Raw genomic sequence first — 19,929 nt, 5'->3', positions numbered from 1 at the left:
GGATCGGGATCGGGATCGGGATCGGGATCGGGATCGGGATCGGGATCGGGATCGGGATCGGAACAGTGTCGCCTCCCAATTCATCCTTTACACGATTTTTGCAAACCTCCATTGGTCCCCGCCCCCCCGGATGGATTAAAGTATCCCCCCTCGCCCGGCAACCGCTCCCAGCGCGCCAGGGCCCATCCCCAGGAACCGTCGACGATGGAACACCGTGAAGCGCTGATCGCGCTGCGCACCTTTCTCTCTTCCCAGATTCTCGGCCAGGAAAAACTGGTCGAGCGCCTGCTCATCGTGCTCCTGGCCGACGGCCACATGCTCGTCGAAGGCGCCCCCGGCCTGGCCAAGACCAAGGCCATCAAGGAGCTCGCCGAGGGCATCGAAGCCCAGTTCCATCGCATCCAGTTCACCCCCGACCTGCTGCCCGCCGACATCACCGGTACCGAGATCTACCGCCCGGAAACCGGCAGTTTCGTGTTCCAGCAAGGCCCGATCTTCCATAACCTGGTGCTCGCCGACGAAATCAACCGCGCCCCAGCCAAGGTCCAGTCGGCCCTGCTCGAAGCCATGGCCGAGCGCCAGGTCAGCGTTGGCCGCAGCACCTACGAACTGTCGCCGCTGTTCCTGGTGATGGCCACGCAGAACCCGATCGAACAGGAAGGCACCTACCCGCTGCCCGAAGCCCAGCTCGACCGCTTCCTCATGCACGTGAAGATCGGCTTCCCCGACGCCGCCGTCGAGCGGCGCATCCTCCTGCAGGCTCGCGGCGAGGCGCTGGGCGGCGAGGTCAAGCCCGAGCGCCGGGTCAGCCAGCAGGCAATCTTCGCCGCACGCAAGGAAATCCTCGGCCTGTACATGGCCGACGCCGTGGAGGAATACCTGGTGCAACTGGTGATGGCCACCCGCACCCCGGCCAAGTTCGACAGCGAACTGGCCGACTGGATCGCCTACGGCGCCAGCCCCCGCGGCTCGATCGCCCTTGACCGCTGCGCCCGCGCTCACGCCTGGCTGGCCGGGCGCGACTTCGTCAGCCCCGAGGATATCCAGGCGGTGCTGTTCGACGTGCTGCGCCACCGCGTCATCCTCTCGTTCGAGGCCGAAGCCGCCGGGGTCGACCAGGACCGCGTGGTCCAGCGTATCCTCGACGTCGTCGCCGTCGCCTGACCCATGCCCACCGCGCACGTGGCCGAACCCGGTATCCGCATTGGCCTCGCCGAGCTGATCGACATGCGTCACCGCGTGCGCGAGATCCAGCTGTTCTCGCGCCCCGGCCAGCGCAGCCCGCTGGTCGGCCTGCACCACTCCCGGCTGCGCGGGCGCGGCGTCGACTTCGACCAGGTGCGCGTGTACCAGGCCGGCGACGATGTGCGCAACATCGACTGGCGCGTCACCGCCCGCACCCAGGAACCGCACACCAAGCTGTTCCATGAAGAGCGCGAACGGCCGATCTTCATCATGGTCGAACAGAGCCAACGGCTGTTCTTCGGCTCCGGATTGATGTTCAAGTCCGTGCTGGCAGCCCAGGCCGCCGCGTTGTTTGGCTGGGCCGCGCTGGGCCATAACGATCGCATTGGCGGCCTGGTGTTCGGCGACAGCGACCACCTGGAGATCAAGCCCCGGCGCAGCAAACAAAGCCTGCTGCAGTTGCTCAACCGCCTGGCCAAGGTCAACCAGGCCCTGCACACCGAGGCTGTGCCGCAACCCGATAGCCTGGGCCTGGCCCTGCGCCGGGCGCGCGAGGTGTTACGCCCGGGCAGCCTGGCCATCGTCATCTGCGACGAGCGCGCCCTCAGCGCCAGCGTCGAACAGCACCTGGCGATGCTCTCGCGCCATTGCGACGTGCTGCTGATGCCGGTCAGCGACCCCCTCGACCACGCTCTGCCAGCAGCCGGCCTGCTGCGCTTCGCCCAGCGTAGCGCGCAACTGGAGCTCGACACCCTCGACGCGACTCTGCGCCAAGCCTACCGCCAGCAAGCCGAAGCGCGCATCGAGCGCTGGGAGCTGCTGGCGCAAAAGCTGCGGGTGGTGCTGATGCCGCTGAGCACCCAGAGCGACATGATCGAACAACTGCGCGAGTACCTGAACGCACAACGTCCACGGAATACATCATGAACGGCGGCCAGCGATGAACCCGCTCGACCAGTTGCAGCCGCTGATCGCCCCGCAGGCGATCGGCCTGTGGCCGCCTGCTCCTGGCTGGTGGCTGCTGCTCGTCCTGCTGCCGTTGCTCGGCTGGAGCCTGTGGCGCCTGCGTCATTGGCGCCCACGCAAGGCGCGGGTGGTACGCGCCGAACAGCCCCTGGACCCGGTGCGCGTCGAAGCCCTGGCCGAGCTCGCCCGGCTGCCACGCCCCTACGACGGCGCCCCGGCCGGTGCCTGGCTGCAGCAGATCAACGCCCTGCTCAAGCGCCTGTGTCGCAACCATTACCCCGGCGCCAACAGCCACACCCTCAACGGCCGCCAGTGGCTGGCGTTTCTCGACAACCGCTGCCCGGCCGCCGGCCTGACGCGCTGGATGGTGCTGGTCGAAGGCGCCTACAAGCCCGAGTGCAAGCTCGACGACAAGGCCATCGCCGGCCTCGCCCAGGCGGTCGAAACCTGGATCCGCAAGCATGTTTGAACTGGCCTGGCCGTGGATCTTCCTGCTGCTACCGCTGCCCTGGCTGGCGCGCCTGCTGCTGCCTGCCGCCGACAGTGGCGAGCCGGTGCTCAAGGTGGGCTTTCTCGATGAGCTCGAGGGCCTGGCCGGTCGGCGCGCGCGACTGAACCTGCCGACCTGGCGCCAGCAGGCACCGTTCCTGCTGATCTGGTTGCTGCTGCTACTGGCTGCGGCGCGCCCGCAATGGCTGGGCGAGCCGGTGCCGGTGTCGGCCAGCGGCCGCGACCTGCTGGTGGCGGTGGATGTGTCCGGGTCCATGGACTTCCCCGACATGCAATGGCACAACGATGAAATCAGCCGCCTGGACCTGGTCAAGGCGCTGATGGGCGATTTTCTCCAGGACCGCCAGGGTGACCGGGTCGGCCTGATCCTGTTCGGCAGCCAAGCCTACCTGCAGGCGCCGCTGACCTTCGACCGGCGCACCGTGCGCACCTTCCTCGACGAAGCGCAGATCGGCATCGCCGGCAAGAACACCGCCATCGGCGACGCCATTGGCCTGGCGGTCAAGCGTCTGCGCCAGCGCCCGGCGCAAAGCCGGGTGCTGATCCTGATCACCGATGGCGCCAACAATGGCGGACAGATCCACCCGCTGACCGCCGCGCGCCTGGCCGCCCAGGAAGGCGTGCGCATCTACACCATCGGCATCGGCGCCAACCCCGAGGCCAGCGGCACCCCCGGCCTGCTCGGGCTGAACCCGAGCCTGGACCTGGACGAAGCGGCGCTCAAGGAGATCGCCGACATCACCCATGGCAGCTACTTCCGCGCCCACGACGGAGCCGAGCTGGACGCCATTGGCGATACCCTCGACCAGTTGGAGCCGGTAGCCCAGCAACCCACCCAGGCGCGCACGGCAAGCGAGCTGTATGCCTGGCCACTGGGCTTGGCGCTGCTGCTCAGCGTGTTGCTGGTGGTGGCCGTGCAATGGCCGGACAACCTGTTGCAACGCCTGCTGCGCAAGCCGCGCTTTTTGCAACCGCACCCGGAATGGCGTCAGCGCCTCAAGCGCCTGCGCCTGAGGAGGCGGCGATGATCGACCTCTGGCCACAATGGCTGCGTCCGCTCTGGCTGCTGGTGGTGCCACTGCTTGGCTGGCTGCTGTTCAAGCTCTGGCACCGGCGCAAGCGCGCCGGGCGTTGGCAACTGATCCTGCCGCAGCAATTCCATGCCGTATTGCTTGGCGGCGGGCGTGGCGGCAGCGGCAAGCTGCCGTGGGTCGCCCTGGGCCTGGCCTGGCTGCTGGTGGTGCTGGCGCTGCTCGGGCCAAGCTGGCAACGCCTGGAGGAAACCCGCCAGCGCCCGGCCGACCCACTGGTGATCCTGCTCGAGCTGACCCCACAGATGCTTGCCGAGGACAGCGCGCCAAACCGCCTGGAACAAGCTCGGCGCAAGGTGCTCGACCTGCTCGAGCACCGTCGCGACAGCCAGACCGCGCTGATCGTCTACGCCGGCTCCGCCCATACCCTGGTGCCGCTGTCCGACGACCTGGGCACTACCCGCAACCTGCTCGAGGCGGTGGACCCGTCTATCATGCCGCAGCCCGGCCAGCGCGCCGACCTGGCCGTGCAAAAGGGCCTGGCGTTGTTGGCCCAGAGCGGCCTGGGCCAAGGCCGCCTGCTGCTGATCGGCTCGGCGCTGGGCGAGCAGGAGCGCACCGGCATCCTCCAGGCCCTTGGCCGCCAAGGGCCGAGCCTGTTGATGCTGGGCATTGGCAGTAGCGAGGGCGCCCCCGTGCGCCAGGCCAACGGCGAGTATCTGAAGGACGCACAAGGTGGCATTCTCGTGCCGCGCCTGGACAGCGCTTCGCTCAAGGCGTTCATCAGCAGCACCGGCGGGCGCTACCGCCATGCCCGCATCGACGACCTCGACCTGCGCGGCCTGGGGCTGTTCGACAACCCACGCCTGCTGCACAACGACGGCCAGACCTTGCAACTGGACAGCTGGGCCGACCAGGGATACTGGTTGCTGTTGCCACTGTTGCTGCTCGCCGCCTGCGCCGGCCGGCGCGGTTGGTTGTTCTGCCTGCCGCTGCTGCTGGCGCTGCCGCAGCCAAGCCAGGCCTTCGAGTTCAACGACCTGTGGCTGCGTCCTGACCAGCAGGGCCAACGACTGCTGGAGCGGCAACAACCGGCCGCCGCCGCCAGGCATTTCGCAGACCCACAATGGCGCGGCATGGCCCTGTACCAGGCCGGCGACTTCGCGGGCGCGGCGGCGGCCTTCGCCCAAGGCAGTAGCGCCGCCGCGCACTACAATCGAGGCAATGCCCTGGCCCGCGCCGGTGAGCTGGAAGCGGCGCTGGACGCCTACGAGCAAGCCCTGGAGCGCCAGCCCGACCTCAAGCCTGCGCTGGACAACCAGGCGCTGGTCCAGCAACTGTTGCAGCAACGCCAGGCCAAGGCCCAGGAGCAACCCGCCGATGCCGATACCCAGGGCAGCCCGGGCAACGACACCGAGGGCAACAGCAGCTCGGCCAGCAGCCAGGTCCAGGGTACTCCCGGCAGCGACGAGCAGGCCCAGGTCCAGGCTTCCGGCGACAGCAACGGCAACACCCAGGCACCGCCCGGCAACGCCGGCGGCGATGATGACAGCGTCACCCAGCCGCCACAGCGGCCGCTCTCCACCAGCCTCGACGCCGAACAGCGCCAGGCCCTGGAACAATGGCTGCGGGAGATTCCCGACAACCCGGCAGAGCTGCTGCGGCGCAAATTCTGGTACGAACAGCAATTGCATCAGGAAAACCCACGATGAGTCGCCTCGGCGTCTGTCTTCTTGGCCTGCTGTGGAGCCTCGCGGCCCAGGCCGAACCTACCCTGCAGGCCAGTGTCGACCGTACACGCCTGGAAGCCGGCGAAACCCTGGAACTGACCCTCGAGAGCCAGGACGTGACCCAGTTCGGCAAACCCGACCTGCGCGCCCTCGAGCCCGACTTCGAGGTCCGCGGCACGCGCCAGCTCAACAGCCTGCACAGCCTGGACGGCGAAACCCGCGCCAGCACCCGCTGGATCATCACCCTGCTACCACGGCGCAGCGGCAGCCTGAGCATTGCGCCACTGCAACTGGGCCAGTCCCGCAGCCAGCCGATCGAGCTGCAGGTGCAACAGGCCGACAGCCAGCGCCCGGACGTGGCCTCCCAGGTGTTCATCGAGGCCACCCTCGACAGCAACGCTGTGTATGTCCAGGCCCAGGCCGTGCTGACCCTGCGCATCTACCACTCGGTGGCGCTGTACGACGACAGCAGCCTCAGCCCGCTACAACTGGAAAACGCCAAGGTCGACCCGCTGGGTGAATCGCGCACCTACGAAAAAGACATCAACGGCGTACGCCATGGCGTGATCGAAACCCGCTACGCGCTCTACCCGCAACAGAGCGGCCCGCTCGAAATACCGCCACTGAAGTTCACCGCCACCGCCGCCGACAACGGCGAGCAGCCTGCCGGCACGCCACGGGTCGGGCGCCAGGTGCAGGTCAGCTCGCTGCCGTTGCGCCTGGAGGTCAAGCCGATCCCCGCCGGCTACCCGGCCGACCGCCCCTGGCTGCCGGCGCGCAGCCTGACCCTGGAAGAACACTGGAACCCCGACCCGGCCCAGCAAGCCACGCAAATCGGCGACTCGCTGACGCGCAACGTCACCCTGCGCGCCGAGGGCCTGTCGAGCACCCAGTTGCCGCCGCTGCCGGCTACCGAGGCCGTCGGCCTGCGCCGCTACCCGGACCAACCGCTGCTGCGCAACGAAATCAGCGAGCGCGGCATGATCGCCAACCGCGAGGAGCGCGAGGCGCTGGTGCCCACCCACAGTGGTCAACTGGCGCTGCCAGCGCTGGAAGTCACCTGGTGGAACACCCGCGAGGACCATCTGGAACACAGCAGCCTGCCGGCACGCACCCTGGATGTGCAGGACAACCCAGCCCTGAGCGCGGAAACCCCGGTCGGCGAAAGCCGTGTCGGCAACGCCCTGCTCTGGCCTTGGCAACTGGCCACGCTGGTGCTGGCCCTGACCACCCTGGCCGGCTTCGCCTTATGGTGGCGTGCCCGCTCCCAACCGGCGGTATTGCGCGCCGCACAGAGCGGCCCAAGCCCACGGACCCTGCTCGACGACCTCAAGCGCGCCTGCCAGGCCAACGACCCGCAGGCCACGCGCCAGGCACTGGATGCCTGGGCGCGGCAGCAGCCGGAAACCCTGGCCGAGATGGCGGCGCGTTTCGTGCCGTTGTCCGATGCGCTGGATGGGTTGAATGGGGCGTTGTACAGCGAGAGTGGCCAGTATTGGCATGGCGATGAGCTGTGGCGGGCGATCGGCGCCATCCCACCCGCCGAACAGGTGCTGACACCGGCCGGGGAAACCGGCAACCTGCCGCCGTTGTATCCGAAATGAAGCGGGCGCTATCACCGCATCGGTGATGAGCGCTCGCCTACGGCCAGGCATGGCGCGAGCAGCGCCGCCCTGTGCGTGCCGCCTACTTCTCGAACGGGTTCCAACCTTGCTGGCCCTTGACCTCTTTGAGGTAGTAGGCGTAGTTGGTCACGGTGGCCCACAGCGCCGCCAGGCCACAGTTCACGCCAGTGTCCACGGCGCGTGGCAGCTCAGTGCCGGTGATGCCTTCGTAAAAGCCCAGCGCCACCCCGATAAGCACCGAAATACCCAGCAACGCCAGGTTTTTCTTCCACAGGCCGAGCACGAACAGGTAGATCGGGCCGAAGAAGAACGCCAGCCAGTTCATGTTGATCAGCAGGCGCTTGCCCAGCGGCAGCGCCTTGAAGGCTTGCTTGAAGCGTGGGTCACGAGGGCCGCCGCTCTGCTCGAAGAAAGCGAAACGCTCCTGCCATTTCGGCTTGTAGCGGCTCAGGTCGGCCGGGGCCTGGGTTTGCGGAATACTTTCCATTGCAGATCCTTTGACATTCGATAAAGCGGGTATCACACGGCGACAGCATCCCTGCCAGCACGCGCATGGTTACTGAAACCCTCAACCCACGCGCAAGCGCGCCACGGACGGTATCCGGGACGACGATACGAATGGGAATGACGCGATGCGGGGTTTCATGAAACATCCTTGTTTCAAAATATTAAACCATTCACGGGAATATCCAACAAGCGACCATGCCGACGCCGATGCCCAAGGCCGACTTGGGTTACCATACGCGCCCTTGCGCGAGCCCATTCATGACACGCGGCGGCTTGCCTGATTCGACAAACCACAGGTCAACCATGCGTCTGTTTCACACCTCCGACTGGCACCTGGGCCAAAGCCTGCACGGCCAGGAACGCGACTTCGAACACGCCTGCTTCCTCGACTGGCTGCTCGGCCAACTGCGCCTGCGCCAGCCCGACGCCCTGCTGATCGCCGGCGACATCTTCGACACCGTCAACCCGCCGGTCAAAGCCCAGGAACGTCTCTACGACTTCATCGTCCAAGCCCACGAACAACAGCCCAAGCTGGATATCGTGATGATCGCCGGCAACCACGACTCCGGCTCGCGCATCGAGCTGCCGGCGCCGCTTATGCGCCGCCTGCGCACCCATGCCCTGGGGCGTGTGCACTGGCTCGATGAAGGCCAACTGGACGCCGAGCGCCTGCTGATTCCGCTGACCAACGCCCGCGGCAAGGTCTGCGCCTGGTGCCTGGCCCTGCCCTTCCTGCGTCCGGCCGAAGTCACCGGCCCCGCCCTGGGCGACGATTACCTCAAGGGCATCACCCTGGTACATGAACAACTGATCGGCGCCGCGCAAAAAATCCGCAAGAAGGACCAGGCACTGGTCGCCGTCAGCCACGCGCACATGGCTGGCGGCAGCATCAGCGAGGACTCCGAGCGCAGCCTGATCATCGGCAATGCCGAGGCCCTGCCGGCGCGGCTGTTCGACAAGGCCATCAGCTACGTCGCCCTCGGCCACCTGCACAAGCCGCAGAAGGTCAACCGCGAGGAACGCATCCGCTACAGCGGCGCACCGATCCCGTTGTCGTTCGCCGAGATCAACTACCCGCACCAGGTGCTGGAAGTGGAGCTGGCGGGCAGCGAACTGATCAGCGTCGAGGCGCGCCTGGTACCGCGCGCCGTGGCCCTGCAACGGGTCGGCCCGGCGCCGCTGGGCGAGTTGCTCGAACAACTCGCCCAGTTGCCGGTGATAGACCTGCTCGAAGACCCCAACCGCCAGCCCTGGCTGGAGGTGCGGGTGCGCCTGGACGAGCCGCAACCGGACTTGCGCCAGCAGATCGAGACCGCCCTGCACGGCAAGGCCGTGCGCCTGGTGCGTATCAGCGCCGAGTACGCCGGAACCGGGCGCCAGGACGACGATGAACAGGCGTTCGTCGAGCTGGCCCAGATGACCCCGCAGGACCTGTTCGGCCGTGCCTGGCAGCAACAGTACGGCAACCCCGCCGACGAGCAGGCCCTGGCCGACTTTGCCGAGCTGCTGCAGGACGTGCTGCAAGAAGAGGAACAGCCATGAAGATTCTCGCCATCCGCCTGAAGAACCTGGCCTCCCTCGCCGGCCCCATCGACATCGACTTCACCGCCGAGCCTTTGGCCAGCGCCGGCTTGTTCGCCATCACCGGGCCCACCGGCGCCGGCAAGAGCACCCTGCTCGACGCCCTGTGCCTGGCCCTGTTCGGCAGCGTGCCACGGTTGAACGACATCAAGCGCGAAGCCAAGGTGCCAGACGGTGACGAAGAAATACCCACCTCCGACCCGCGCAACCTGCTGCGCCGGGGCACTGGCAGCGGCTTTGCCGAAGTGGATTTCGTCGGTATCGACGGGCGCCGCTACCGCGCCCGCTGGGAAGCCAACCGCGCCCGTGAGAAGGCCAACGGAAAGCTGCAACTCAGCCGCCAAAGCCTCTACGACCTGGACAGCGATCAGTTGCTGGGTAGCGGCAAGAACGAATACAAGCAGTTGGTCGAGGCCCGACTGGGCCTGAATTTCGAGCAGTTCACCCGCGCGGTGATGCTGGCCCAGAGCGAGTTCGGCGCCTTCCTCAAGGCCGACGACCGCGAGCGCAGCGAGTTGCTGGAAAAGCTCACCAACACGGCGATCTACACCCGCCTCGGCCAACGCGCCTTCAGCAAGGCTCGGGAAACCGGCGAGGTTCACAACGACCTGAAGAAACAGGCCGAGCACCTGCTGCCGATGGCCGCCGAAGCCCGCGCCGCCCTCGACCAGGAACTGGAACTGGCCCAGCAACAGTTCAAGGCCGACCAGTCGCGCCAGCGCCTGCTCGAGCAACAGCGCACCTGGTTCGAAGAACAGCAGCGCCTGCAGGCCCAGCAGCATGAGGCCGGCACTGCCCTGCAAGCCGCCGAGCAGGCGTGGCAGCAACTGGCCGAGCAGCGCGTCGACCTGCAACGCCTGGAGCGCCTGGCGCCCCAGCGCCACCAATTCCATCGCCAACAGCACCTGGCCGCGCAACTGGCCCCGGTGCAGGCGGATATCGACCAGCAACAACGCCAGCAAAGCGATCTGCAGCAACATATCGACGCACTGCAGCAGTCCCTCGGGGCCGCCCGCCAGCACCTGGGCCAGCAGCAGGCCCAGCAAGGCGAAAACGCTCCGCGCCTGCGCCAGGCCTTCGCCGCTCAAGGCGACATCGCGCGCCTGGACAAGGACCTGGCCGAGCAGCGCGAAGCCTGTAACCAGGTCGAGCGGGAGGCCAGCGCGGGCCAGCAGCAGCTGCAACAGCTGGAAGACCATCAGCAGCGCAGCCAGCAGCAGCTGTCGCAGATCGATGCCGCCCTGGCCGAAAGCCAGCACCTGGCCAGCCTCGCCGACGCCTGGCAGGCCTATCTGCCACAGCTCAAGCAGGTCATGCTGATCGGCGGCCGCCTGGCCAAGGGCCGCGAAGAGCTGCCCGGGCTGCAGGCCCAGGCCAGCCAGGCCAACGCCCAACTACAAGGGCAACGCGAACATTTCGAGCTGCTGTTCCGCGAGGCCGGTGCCGAACCCGATGCGTTGGCCGAGCAGGTCGATCTGCTCGGCGCCATGCTCCAGGACAACCGCAAGCAACAGCGCGCCGTCGAAGAACTGGGCCGCCTGCATGGTCGCGAGCAGGAACTGCGCCAGGCCATCGCCGCCCTGCATGAACGCCAGCAGCAAGCCATGCAGCGGCGCCAGCAATTGATCGGCGAAGGCACCGCGGCCAAGGCCGAACTGGAAAGCGCCGAGCGAGCGCTGACCCTCACCCGTCAATTGCTCGAGCGCCAGCGCCTGGCGCGCAACACCAGCGTCGAGGAGCTGCGCGCGCAACTGCGCGACGGCGAGCCTTGCCCGGTCTGCGGTAGCGCCGAACACCCGTTCCACCAGCCCGAAGCGCTGCTGCACAGCCTTGGTCGGCACGACCAGGCCGAAGAAGAGGCGGCGCACAAGCAAGTCGAGCAGCTCAATGGCAAGCTGGTGGAACTGCGCACCGAACTGGGCGTGGTCAATGCCCAGCTCAAGGATTACCAGCAACAACAACAGCAGCTCGGCGAGCAGTTGCAGCCTGTGACCGAACAGCTCCAGGCCCATGCCCTGTGGCCGGCGCTTGCCCCGCAGGACGACGCGGCCCGCGGCAAGTGGCTCGACGGCCAGTTACGCCGCCTCGGCGAGGAGATCGACCGCGACGAGAAACGTCAGGGCGCCCTGCTCACCCTGCAAAAGGATGCCGCTCGCCTTACCCAGCAATTGCAGGCCGCAGGCGAGGCCCAGCAACAGGCGCAGCGTCACCTCGACCAGCAGCACCAGGCCCTGGCCGCCGACGCCCAGCAACTGCAGCAAAGCCTCGACGACCTGGGCAGCGTGCTGCCCCAGGACATTCTCCAGGCCCTGCGCGACGATCCGGCCAACGCCTTCCTCGGCCTCGACCAGCAGATCGCCCAGCGCCGCCAACAGCTCGACCTGCGCAAGGACGAGCAGCAAGAGCAACAGGCCCGTCAAGTCCAGCTCGACAAGCTGCGCGACCAGCAACAGACACGCCTGCAAGGCCAGCAGCAACTGCAACAGAAACTCGCCGCGCTGGACGCGCAACATCAGCAGGCCCGCGCCACCCTGGGCGAGCTGCTTGGTGAACAGCCCAGCGCCGAAGCCTGGCAACAGCACATGGACTCCCAGCTGGAACAGGCGCGCAGCGCCGAGACCGACTGCGCCCAGAAACTGCAAGCGCTGCACACCCAAAGCGTGCAACTGGCCGGCGACCTCAAGGCCAACCAGCAGCGCCAACAGGCTTTGGAACAGGAGCACCAGCAGTTGCAGGGCGAAATCGCCCAGTGGCGCGGCGCACATCCAGAGCTGGACGACGCCGGCCTCGATCGCCTGCTGGCTATCGACGACGCCCAGCTTGGCGAGCTGCGCGAGCAGTTGCAAGCCGCGCAGAAAGCCGTCGAGCAAGCCCGCGTGCTGCTCCAGGAGCGTGAGCAACGCCTTGAACAACATGCCGCTCAAGCCCAGGGCGACGTCCCCGTCGACACGCTGGAACAAGCCCTGGCCGAACTCCAGCAGCAACTGGCCGTTCACGAGCAGCACTGCGCCGAGCTCCGCGCCCGTCAGGCCGACGACCAGCGCCGTCAGCAGGCCAGCCAGGCCCTGGCCGAGCAGATCGAGCAGGCCTATCAGCAATGGCAGCGCTGGGCGCGCCTGAATGCGCTGATCGGCTCGGCCTCGGGCGATGTGTTCCGCAAGATCGCCCAGGGCTACAACCTCGACCTGCTGCTGCACCACGCCAACAGCCAGTTGCGCCAGTTGGCCAGACGCTACCGCCTCAAGCGTGGCGGCAGCGCGCTGGGCCTGCTGGTACTGGACACCGAGATGGGCGACGAGCTGCGCTCGGTACACTCGCTGTCGGGCGGCGAAACCTTCCTGGTCTCCCTGGCGCTGGCGCTGGGCCTGGCGTCGATGGCCTCCAGCACCCTGCGCATCGAATCGCTGTTCATCGACGAGGGCTTCGGCAGCCTCGACCCCGAGTCGCTGCAACTGGCCATGGACGCCCTTGACGGCCTGCAGGCCCAAGGCCGCAAGGTGGCAGTGATCTCCCACGTGCAGGAGATGCACGAACGCATCCCGGTGCAGATCCAGGTACGCCGCCAGGGCAATGGCCTGAGCGATGTCGAGGTGTGCGGGTGATTCTCTACTCGTTCCGCCGCTGCCCCTGGGCCATGCGCGCGCGCCTGGCCCTACGCTATGCCGGGTGCGCGGTGCAGGTAGTCGAAGTGAAGATGAAGGAAAAGCCGGCCGAGCTGCTGGCACTGTCGCCCAAGGGCACGGTGCCGGTGCTCGATAGCGGTGACGGGGTACTGGAAGAAAGCCTCGACATCATGCGCTGGGCCCTTGAGCAGCACGACCCCGAGGATTGGCGCCTGCTGGCCGACCCGGCTGCGGCGCGCCAGGCCGATGCGCTGATCACCCGCAACGACAGCAGGTTCAAGGCGCAGGTAAACCTGTACAAATATGCCGAACGCTATCCCGAATATTCCAGGGCGCATTATCGACAACAGGCCGAAGCCTGGCTGGCCGAGCTGGAAAACCTGCTCGCGGACCGAGCATTTCTGTTTGCCAATCACCCAAGCCTGGCCGACGCCGCGGTGCTGCCGTTGATGCGCCAGTTTGCCGGGGTCGAACCCGAATGGTTCGCCGAGGCGGCTTATCCGCGACTGCGCAGCTGGCTGCAAGGATGGCTGGATTCGGCCTTGTTCAACGCCATCATGGCCAAATGAAACGCTGTCACAGCGCCAGGATTGGCGCGGACATCAGCAACAACACAACCGCCGTGATACGCCACATCATGCCCTGCCCCTTCAGAGAGTCAAAAATTTAGCGTCAAATTAAATCACATGGCCATGTGATATCACCACGGTCTTTACATTGGATCGTCCCACCTGGCATTTTTGCCAGTGGCCGCAAAGGCTTCACAACGGTATTAGTGAGCCATGGGCCGCGGCACTCGCTGCGGCCACCGCCAAGGGACATGGTCATGACAATGCGCAAGAAGCTGTTCGGGGCACTGCTGCTGGTCTGCATCGGCAACGCATGGGGATTGGATACGAACGAAGCTGCCGGCCCCTCCCAGGAGGAGTTCAAGACAGACTTCCTGGTTTACTCGTTCACCTGGCAACCGACCTTCTGCATCATGAAACCTAAGACCCCAGGCTGCGAGCAACCGCCCAAAAAATTACTGAGCCACGGCTTGTGGCCGTACAGCAAGTCCGAAGGTGACAAGACCAATCGGCACCCGCAGAACTGCACCAGCTCTCCGTCCTGTAGCAACGATGTTTGCACGATGCCGGCAGAGGAAATGAAGGCCGTGCTGGACAACAAACCGCTTCGAGCACTGGTCACCGAAGACCCAGAAGGCATGTTCGACCATGAATGGCGCAAACACGGGACGTGCTCTGGCAAGACGATGCAGGCCTACTTCCAGGACATGGTCGTGCTTGCAGGCGTGAAGAAGTTTGAGGACGAGGACAGTTTCAAGGGCCTGATTGGTAAAAAGACCCTATTTTCCGAGATCAGGAAGACCTTTCCAGACAACACGGCATTCCGTTGCTACCGTGCCAACGGCGAGCAATACCTGCACGAGGTGTTCTACCTGATCGATAAGGATGGCCATCCCTACCTGGATGAACGAAACCTGCAGATTGGCATTCAATGCCAAGAGCAGGAGACCTGGATTCCACCGGTGCCTAAACCCCGGAGTTGAACCAGGCCCCCGGTCAAGTGGGCTCAGTACTGGGCCTTGTGGTCCAGCGCCGCATAGAAGTTGGCGCTCTGCTGCAGGTACTTCTGGGTGTAGGTCTGGATCGACGATTTGTTCGCGCTGACCTGGACTTGGGCGTGGGCCGGTAGCACGACAGAGGCTGAGATGGCGGAAGCGGCGATGATCGGGAAGAGATTGAAGTTCATGTGGGCGGACCTCGACATCGGTGGTTTTGACATTGCCCCGTCGGGGCCTTGGGTCAAAACTTACGCCGATGGGCTCGACCACTGAAATTCATTACAGCAGTAGCGATTATCACGCTGATCGATAATGGTCCGCGCGCCCTGTAGGAGCGGCCTTGTGTCGCGAAAGGGCCGCAGAGCGGCCCCAGGGTCTCAGCGTTGATACATCAATGCCGGGGCTGCTACGCAGCCGTTCGCGACACAAGGCCGCTGCGCAAGCGCACGTTCATTCCAGGAACTTGAGGTCCGAAGGCGCTGGCTGCGCGTGCTTCTGCACCGTCTCGCCCAAAGTGCCCTTGCGCGGGTCGCGGCGCAGGACCACGATCTGGTTGCTCTTCTGGTTGGCCACCAACAGGTAGTTGCCACTAGGGTCGAGGGCAAACTCCCGAGGATGATCGCCCTCCACCGAACGACGCTGCAGCAAGGTCAGCTGGCCGTCGTCCTTGCCCACGGCATACACCACGATCTCGTTGGCGGTTCCGCGATTGCTGACATACAGGAAGCGGCCGTCGGCCGACAGGTGCAGGCCGCCCGCAGCTTTCGCGGCAGCGTCCTTGTTCTCGGTCAGCGGCAGGCGCTGGCGCTCGCTCAAGGCACCGCCTTGCACATCGAACACCACCACCTCGGCGCTCATTTCCAGGGTCAGGTAGGCATGCTGGCCCTTGGCGTCGAACAACAGATGGCGCGGACCGCTACCCGGCGGCAGCACCACCGACGGCGGAATCGCCGGGCTCAGCGGATGCTTGGGGCTGGCCCCGTCGTAGCGGTAGATGAACACCTTGTCGGCGCCCAGGTCGCTGGCATACAGGTGGCGGCCATCGGGCGACAACACCAGCGAATGCACGTGGGCGCCGGCCTGGCGCTCGGGATTGACCTTGCTCGGTGTGTGCCGGGCCTGTTGCACCACTGGCTTGAGCTTGCCGTCCTTCGCCACCGGGACCACCACCAGGCTGCCGCCTGGATCGGCGGCCACCGCGTAGTTGGCGACGAACAAGTAGCGCTGGTCATGGCTGAGACTGGCGTGGGTTGGCTCATCGCCCAGGCTTGGCACCTGGTTCAACGCATTGATCTCGCCCTGTTTGCCCAGCGAAAAACTGCTGACCTGGCCTTGGGGCGTTTCATTGACTGCGAACAGCAGGCGCTGGTCCGCCGACAGCACCAGCCACGAAGGGCTGACGCTCTTGACCACCTGTCGGGGCGTGGCGTCAATCTGCCCTGTGTGGGGATTGAAGTCGTAGCGGTAGATCCCTTCGCTACCGCCATCGGTGTAGCTGCCCACCAGCAAGGTGGCGGCCTGGGTCTCCATCGACAGGGTGATGAGGCCTGCGGTCAGCAGGCGTGTCCATTTACTGTTCATCGTCTTGTTCATCCGGGGCACGCAAAGCACTCATACAGACTAGACGATGCTCGCCCTCGCCATCGCTGAGGCTCCAGTCGTCGCCCGCGCCACTGGCGGCGGCCACCTGGTCGGCGTTGAAGATCCAGCGGCGCAGTTGGCGACCGTCCATGCATTCGATGGTCAGGCCGGATTCGTCGAAGGTGAAATCGAAAGCGTGCAGGCCGTCGATCAGCAGCATGTCGCAGGATTCGAGGGCGGTGGCGAGGGTGCTCATGGCAATACCATTTCAGACAAATGCCGCCATTATACGCAATCGCGGGTCTAGCCCGCTCCCACGCCAAGCACATCGTGGGAGCGGGCTAGAGCCGCGATCTTGACGTCACTCAATGGGCGAAGATCGACCCCCCCTCCTTGCCCGCCAATTTCTCTGGTTTGATCAGGAAGCGCGCCAGCGCCGGCAACAGCCACAGCGCGCCGAACATGTTCCACAGCAACATGAAGGTCAGCATCAGGCCCATGTCGGCCTGGAACTTGATCGCCGAGAAGATCCAGGTGCACACGCCGATGGCCAGGCACAGGCCGGTGAACAGCACCGCCTTGCCAGTGGAGCGCAGGGTTTCGTAGTAGGCCTCCTGCAATGGCAGGCCGGCACGCAGGAAGCTTTCCAGGCGGCTGTAGATGTAGATGCCATAGTCCACGCCGATGCCCACGCCCAGCGCCACCACCGGCAGCGTGGCGACCTTGACGCCGATCCCCATGAACGCCATCAGCGCGTTGCCCAGCACCGAGGTCAGTACCAGCGGCAGGACGATGCACAGGGTCGCGGCAAACGAGCGGAAGGTGATCATGCACATCACCGCCACGCAGATGTAGACGAGGATGAGGATGGTCAGCTCGGCCGATTTGATCACCTCGTTGGTGGCCGCTTCGATACCAGCGTTACCGGCCGCCAGGAGGAACTGCAAGCCATCCTTGTTGTGACTGTCGGCGAAGGCCTTGGCCGCGGCGGTGACCCGTTCCAGGGTTTCGGCCTTGTGATCGTTGAGGAACACCAGCACCGGCGCCAGCGAGCAGTCGGCGTTGTACAGGCCGTCGGCACGGGCGATGGAGTTGTTGAGGATGTCCGGGTTGCGCGACAGCGTTTCCCACTTCAGGCTGCCCTCGTTCATGCCCTTGATGACCTGCTTGGACACGGTCACCAGGGAGATGGTCGACTGCACCCCTGGGGTGTTGTCCATGGTCCACATCAACTCGTCGATCGGGGCCATGGTCGAGTGGATCGAGCAGCTCTCGGCCGGGGTCTTGACCATGATCACCAGCACATCGGAACTGGTCGAGTAGTTGCTGATGATGAAGCTGTTGTCCTGGTTGTAGCGCGAGTCCGGGCGCAGCTCCGGGGCGCCCTGGTCGAGATCGCCGATCTTCAGGTTCTGGCTGTACCAGAGGCCGCCGGCGAAGGCCAGCAGCGCCAGCACCACCGACACCGGCGCCACCTTGGCGCTGGCGAAATTGGACAGCAGGCGCCAGAACGGGTGTTCACAGGTGGCGTCCTTCTTGCTGCGGGCGATGGCCTTCTGGCTGATGCCGACGTAGCTGATCGCCACCGGCAGCAGGATCAGGTTGGTGAAGACGATCACCGCCACGCCGATCGAAGCGCCGATGGCCAGCTCGCGGATTACGCCGATGTCGATGATCAGCAGGGTGATGAAACCCACCGCGTCGGCAAGGATGGCGATCATCCCCGGCAGGAACAGCTGGCGGAAGGTACGGCGCGCGGCGGTCAGGGCGTTGTCGGCGTCGCTGGACTGCAAGGCGATGCCGTTGATCTTCTGCACCCCGTGGGAGATGCCGATGGCGAAGATCAGGAAGGGTACCAGCATCGAGTATGGGTCCAGACCGAAGCCCACCGCATGCATCAGCCCCAACTGCCAGACCACCGCGACCAGGGTGGTGATCAGCACGGCGATGGTGCTGCGGATGCACCAGGTGAACCAGTACAGCAGCGCCCAGGTGATCAGCAGCGCCACGCCGAAGAACAACGCCACCATCACCAGGCCGTCGATCAGGTCGCCGACCTTCTTGGCGAAACCGACGATGTGGATCTTCACGTTGGGGTTCTGCGCCTGGAACTTGTCGCGGATCTTCTCCTCGAGCTGATGCGAGAACTGCTGGTAGTCGAGCTTGACCTGCTTGCCCGGGTCCTGCGGGTCGGGGTGGCTTTCCAGCAGCGGGATGTCGATGATGCTCGACTTGAAGTTGTTGGCCACCAGGCGCCCGACCTGGCCAGACTTGAGCACGTTGTCGCGCAGCGTGTCGAGGCTGTCCTGGGAGCCGTTGTAGGTGTTGGGGATCACCTCGCCGCCGGAGAAACCTTCCTCGGTGACTTCGCTCCAGCGCACACTGGGGCTCCATAGCGATTTAAGGCCCGCGCGATCGACACCAGGGATGTAGAACACCTCGTCATGGATCTGGCGCAGGGTCTCCATATAGTCCTTGTCGAAGATGTCGCCATTGACCGCCTCCACCGACACGCGCACGGTGTTGCCGAGGTTGGCCAGGTCGTTGCGGTGCTCCATCATCTGCTCGATGAACGGGTGCTGCAGCGGGATCATCTTTTCGAAACTGGTGGACGGGCGGATCTGCGTGGCCTGCCAGAACAGGAACACGCTGACCAGCAGGCAGATGGCGATAACCGCCGGACGATTGTTGAAGATCAGGCGTTCCAGCAGGGTGGCCTTGTCCTTGTGCTGCATGTCGAAACTCTCCCGGCTGGTCATGGACGCACCTCCTCTACACCGTCGGCCGAGGCCAGGTGCACGCCGCCCTGCCCCACCAGCAGCAGGCCGCCGCCGGCAAGGCCGCTGACCCCGGCCAGGGCGATGCGGTCGGCGCGATTGCGCACGCTGAAGGTCTGGCCGTCGTCATGGCTGCGCAGCACGCTGCCGCCATTGCCGACCAGCACCAGGCTACCGTCCTCGAGAAGCGTAGCGTTTGCCAGGCCGAATTCGAGCGGGCCGCGCTCGGCCTTGAGTTCGATCGGCTGCCAGCTATCGCCAAAATCGGTGGAGCGGAACAGGTTGCCGCGCAGGCCGTAGGCCAACAGGGTGTTGGGCTGAGCGGTGCCGATCACACCGAACAGCGAGCCCTCGTAGGGGCCTTGCACCGCCGTCCAGCTCTGACCGGCATCGCTGGAGCGGAACATGCTGCCCTGCTCGCCGACGATGAACAGGCCGGCGTCCTTCACCGTGGTGATGGCGTTGAGGTGGAGCTGGTCGGGGTTGTCCAGGCGCTCGCCGACGTCCTGCCAGTGCTGACCGCCATCAGTGGTCTCCAGCAGCGCGCCATAGGCGCCGACGGCAAAGCCATGTTGAGCATCGACGAAACGCACGTCGAGCAAAGGCGCTTCGCGGGACAGGTCTTCGAACTGCTTGCTCCAGGTCGCGCCGCCGTCGTTGCTGGCGAGGATCTGAGCGTCATGGCCGACCGCCCAGCCGCGCTTGTCGTCGAGGAAGAACACTGCCGTAAGCAGTTGCCGGGTGGGCACCCGGGCCTGGGTCCAGGTCTTGCCCTGGTCGTCGGAGAACAGGATATGGCCGCGATCGCCAACCACCACCAGGCGCTGGCCGGCGTGGGTGGCGCCGATCAACAGGCTCTGGCTGGCCTTGGCCGATTCCACCGAATAGTCGTCGGCGGCCACCGCCGCCTCGACGCTGCCAGCGCCAATGCCCAGCACCAATGCCAGCATCGCGCCTGCCGCCAGCCGGCGACGTGGCGTAATCCGCTCTCTCATGACTGCCCCCTGTTGTGTTCTTGTGGTGGGTCAATCTATTGCCAGGTACTGCCGAAACCCCTGTTCCAGAGGCCTGGAATAGCTTCTGGCCATGCTATCGGGATTGTCCGACAGAACACAACGAGCGGGACGTTATGTTTTGTTAACCGCCAGCACATTCGGCGAGTCAGCCCGATACCCGCCCTCATCCAAGGAGGTTTCCTACGGCCGCATCGGATTTTCCCGGCAATACTTCCTATCTATTCGTATTT

At 65.5% G+C, this 19,929-nt stretch carries 16 protein-coding genes; 10 read left to right on the top strand and 6 right to left on the bottom strand.

What is annotated here, in order from left to right; all coding sequences use genetic code 11:
• The first annotated feature begins 204 nt into the window (after positions 1-204).
• From ACODS5_RS22290 to ACODS5_RS22265, 6 genes are read left to right on the top strand one after another with little or no spacing between them, the layout of a single operon-like run.
• Complete coding sequence (locus ACODS5_RS22290; protein ID WP_134693940.1) at positions 205-1,164, top strand: AAA family ATPase; 960 nt, start codon at positions 205-207, stop codon at positions 1,162-1,164.
• Positions 1,165-1,167: 3 nt separating this feature from the next.
• On the top strand, positions 1,168-2,112 hold the full coding sequence (locus ACODS5_RS22285; protein ID WP_134693939.1) for a DUF58 domain-containing protein: 945 nt from the start codon (positions 1,168-1,170) through the stop codon (positions 2,110-2,112).
• A gap of 13 nt (positions 2,113-2,125) precedes the next feature.
• Positions 2,126-2,620, top strand: a complete 495-nt coding sequence (locus ACODS5_RS22280) for a DUF4381 domain-containing protein (protein WP_134693938.1) — start codon at positions 2,126-2,128, stop codon at positions 2,618-2,620.
• Positions 2,613-3,689 (top strand): vWA domain-containing protein, encoded by a 1,077-nt coding sequence (locus ACODS5_RS22275; RefSeq protein ID WP_134693937.1) that lies wholly within the window; start codon positions 2,613-2,615, stop codon positions 3,687-3,689. The genes ACODS5_RS22280 and ACODS5_RS22275 overlap by 8 nt, the downstream gene beginning before the upstream one ends.
• Complete coding sequence (locus tag ACODS5_RS22270; protein WP_489109671.1) at positions 3,686-5,404, top strand: vWA domain-containing protein; 1,719 nt, start codon at positions 3,686-3,688, stop codon at positions 5,402-5,404. Before ACODS5_RS22275 ends, ACODS5_RS22270 begins: the two co-directional genes overlap by 4 nt.
• Positions 5,401-7,026 (top strand): BatD family protein, encoded by a 1,626-nt coding sequence (locus tag ACODS5_RS22265; protein WP_134693935.1) that lies wholly within the window; start codon positions 5,401-5,403, stop codon positions 7,024-7,026. The genes ACODS5_RS22270 and ACODS5_RS22265 overlap by 4 nt, the downstream gene beginning before the upstream one ends.
• Before the next feature lie 82 nt (positions 7,027-7,108).
• Here the strand turns inward: ACODS5_RS22265 and ACODS5_RS22260 are convergent, their stop codons facing one another.
• Complete coding sequence (locus ACODS5_RS22260; protein ID WP_134693934.1) at positions 7,109-7,534, bottom strand: DUF2628 domain-containing protein; 426 nt, start codon at positions 7,532-7,534, stop codon at positions 7,109-7,111.
• A gap of 323 nt (positions 7,535-7,857) precedes the next feature.
• Here ACODS5_RS22260 and ACODS5_RS22255 point away from each other — a divergent pair, with 323 nt between their 5' ends.
• From ACODS5_RS22255 to ACODS5_RS22240, 4 genes are all read left to right on the top strand, one after another.
• Positions 7,858-9,096, top strand: a complete 1,239-nt coding sequence (locus tag ACODS5_RS22255; protein WP_489109670.1) for an exonuclease SbcCD subunit D C-terminal domain-containing protein — start codon at positions 7,858-7,860, stop codon at positions 9,094-9,096.
• Positions 9,093-12,737 (top strand): AAA family ATPase, encoded by a 3,645-nt coding sequence (locus ACODS5_RS22250; RefSeq protein WP_489109669.1) that lies wholly within the window; start codon positions 9,093-9,095, stop codon positions 12,735-12,737. The genes ACODS5_RS22255 and ACODS5_RS22250 overlap by 4 nt, the downstream gene beginning before the upstream one ends.
• Positions 12,734-13,327 carry a glutathione S-transferase gene (locus tag ACODS5_RS22245; protein WP_134693931.1) on the top strand — a complete coding sequence of 198 codons (594 nt, stop codon included), beginning with the start codon at positions 12,734-12,736 and terminating at the stop codon, positions 13,325-13,327. The genes ACODS5_RS22250 and ACODS5_RS22245 overlap by 4 nt, the downstream gene beginning before the upstream one ends.
• 263 nt (positions 13,328-13,590) lie before the next feature.
• Positions 13,591-14,310 (top strand): ribonuclease T2 family protein, encoded by a 720-nt coding sequence (locus tag ACODS5_RS22240; protein ID WP_489109668.1) that lies wholly within the window; start codon positions 13,591-13,593, stop codon positions 14,308-14,310.
• Positions 14,311-14,333: 23 nt separating this feature from the next.
• On the opposite strand, the gene ACODS5_RS22235 is transcribed toward ACODS5_RS22240, so the two are convergent.
• The 5 genes from ACODS5_RS22235 to ACODS5_RS22215 all read right to left on the bottom strand — a co-directional run bounded on the left by ACODS5_RS22235 (position 14,334) and on the right by ACODS5_RS22215 (position 19,678).
• Positions 14,334-14,513 (bottom strand): hypothetical protein, encoded by a 180-nt coding sequence (locus tag ACODS5_RS22235; protein ID WP_489109667.1) that lies wholly within the window; start codon positions 14,511-14,513, stop codon positions 14,334-14,336.
• Positions 14,514-14,775: 262 nt separating this feature from the next.
• Entirely contained in the window at positions 14,776-15,906 is a 1,131-nt protein-coding gene (locus ACODS5_RS22230) for a lactonase family protein (RefSeq protein WP_489109666.1), read from the bottom strand.
• The gene (locus tag ACODS5_RS22225; RefSeq protein ID WP_134693929.1) at positions 15,896-16,162 is read right to left on the bottom strand and encodes a DUF5629 family protein; all 267 of its coding nucleotides are present in this window, start codon (positions 16,160-16,162) and stop codon (positions 15,896-15,898) included. Before ACODS5_RS22225 ends, ACODS5_RS22230 begins: the two co-directional genes overlap by 11 nt.
• A gap of 109 nt (positions 16,163-16,271) precedes the next feature.
• The gene (locus ACODS5_RS22220; protein WP_134693928.1) at positions 16,272-18,665 is read right to left on the bottom strand and encodes an efflux RND transporter permease subunit; all 2,394 of its coding nucleotides are present in this window, start codon (positions 18,663-18,665) and stop codon (positions 16,272-16,274) included.
• Complete coding sequence (locus tag ACODS5_RS22215) at positions 18,662-19,678, bottom strand: WD40/YVTN/BNR-like repeat-containing protein (protein WP_489109665.1); 1,017 nt, start codon at positions 19,676-19,678, stop codon at positions 18,662-18,664. The genes ACODS5_RS22220 and ACODS5_RS22215 overlap by 4 nt, the downstream gene beginning before the upstream one ends.
• Between the last annotated feature and the right edge of the window lie 251 nt (positions 19,679-19,929).

The sequence above is a fragment of the Pseudomonas sp. FG47 genome, from assembly GCF_057809115.1.
The sequence above is the reverse complement of the archived record's forward strand: the minus strand, read 5'-3'. Positions and strand labels throughout refer to the sequence as shown.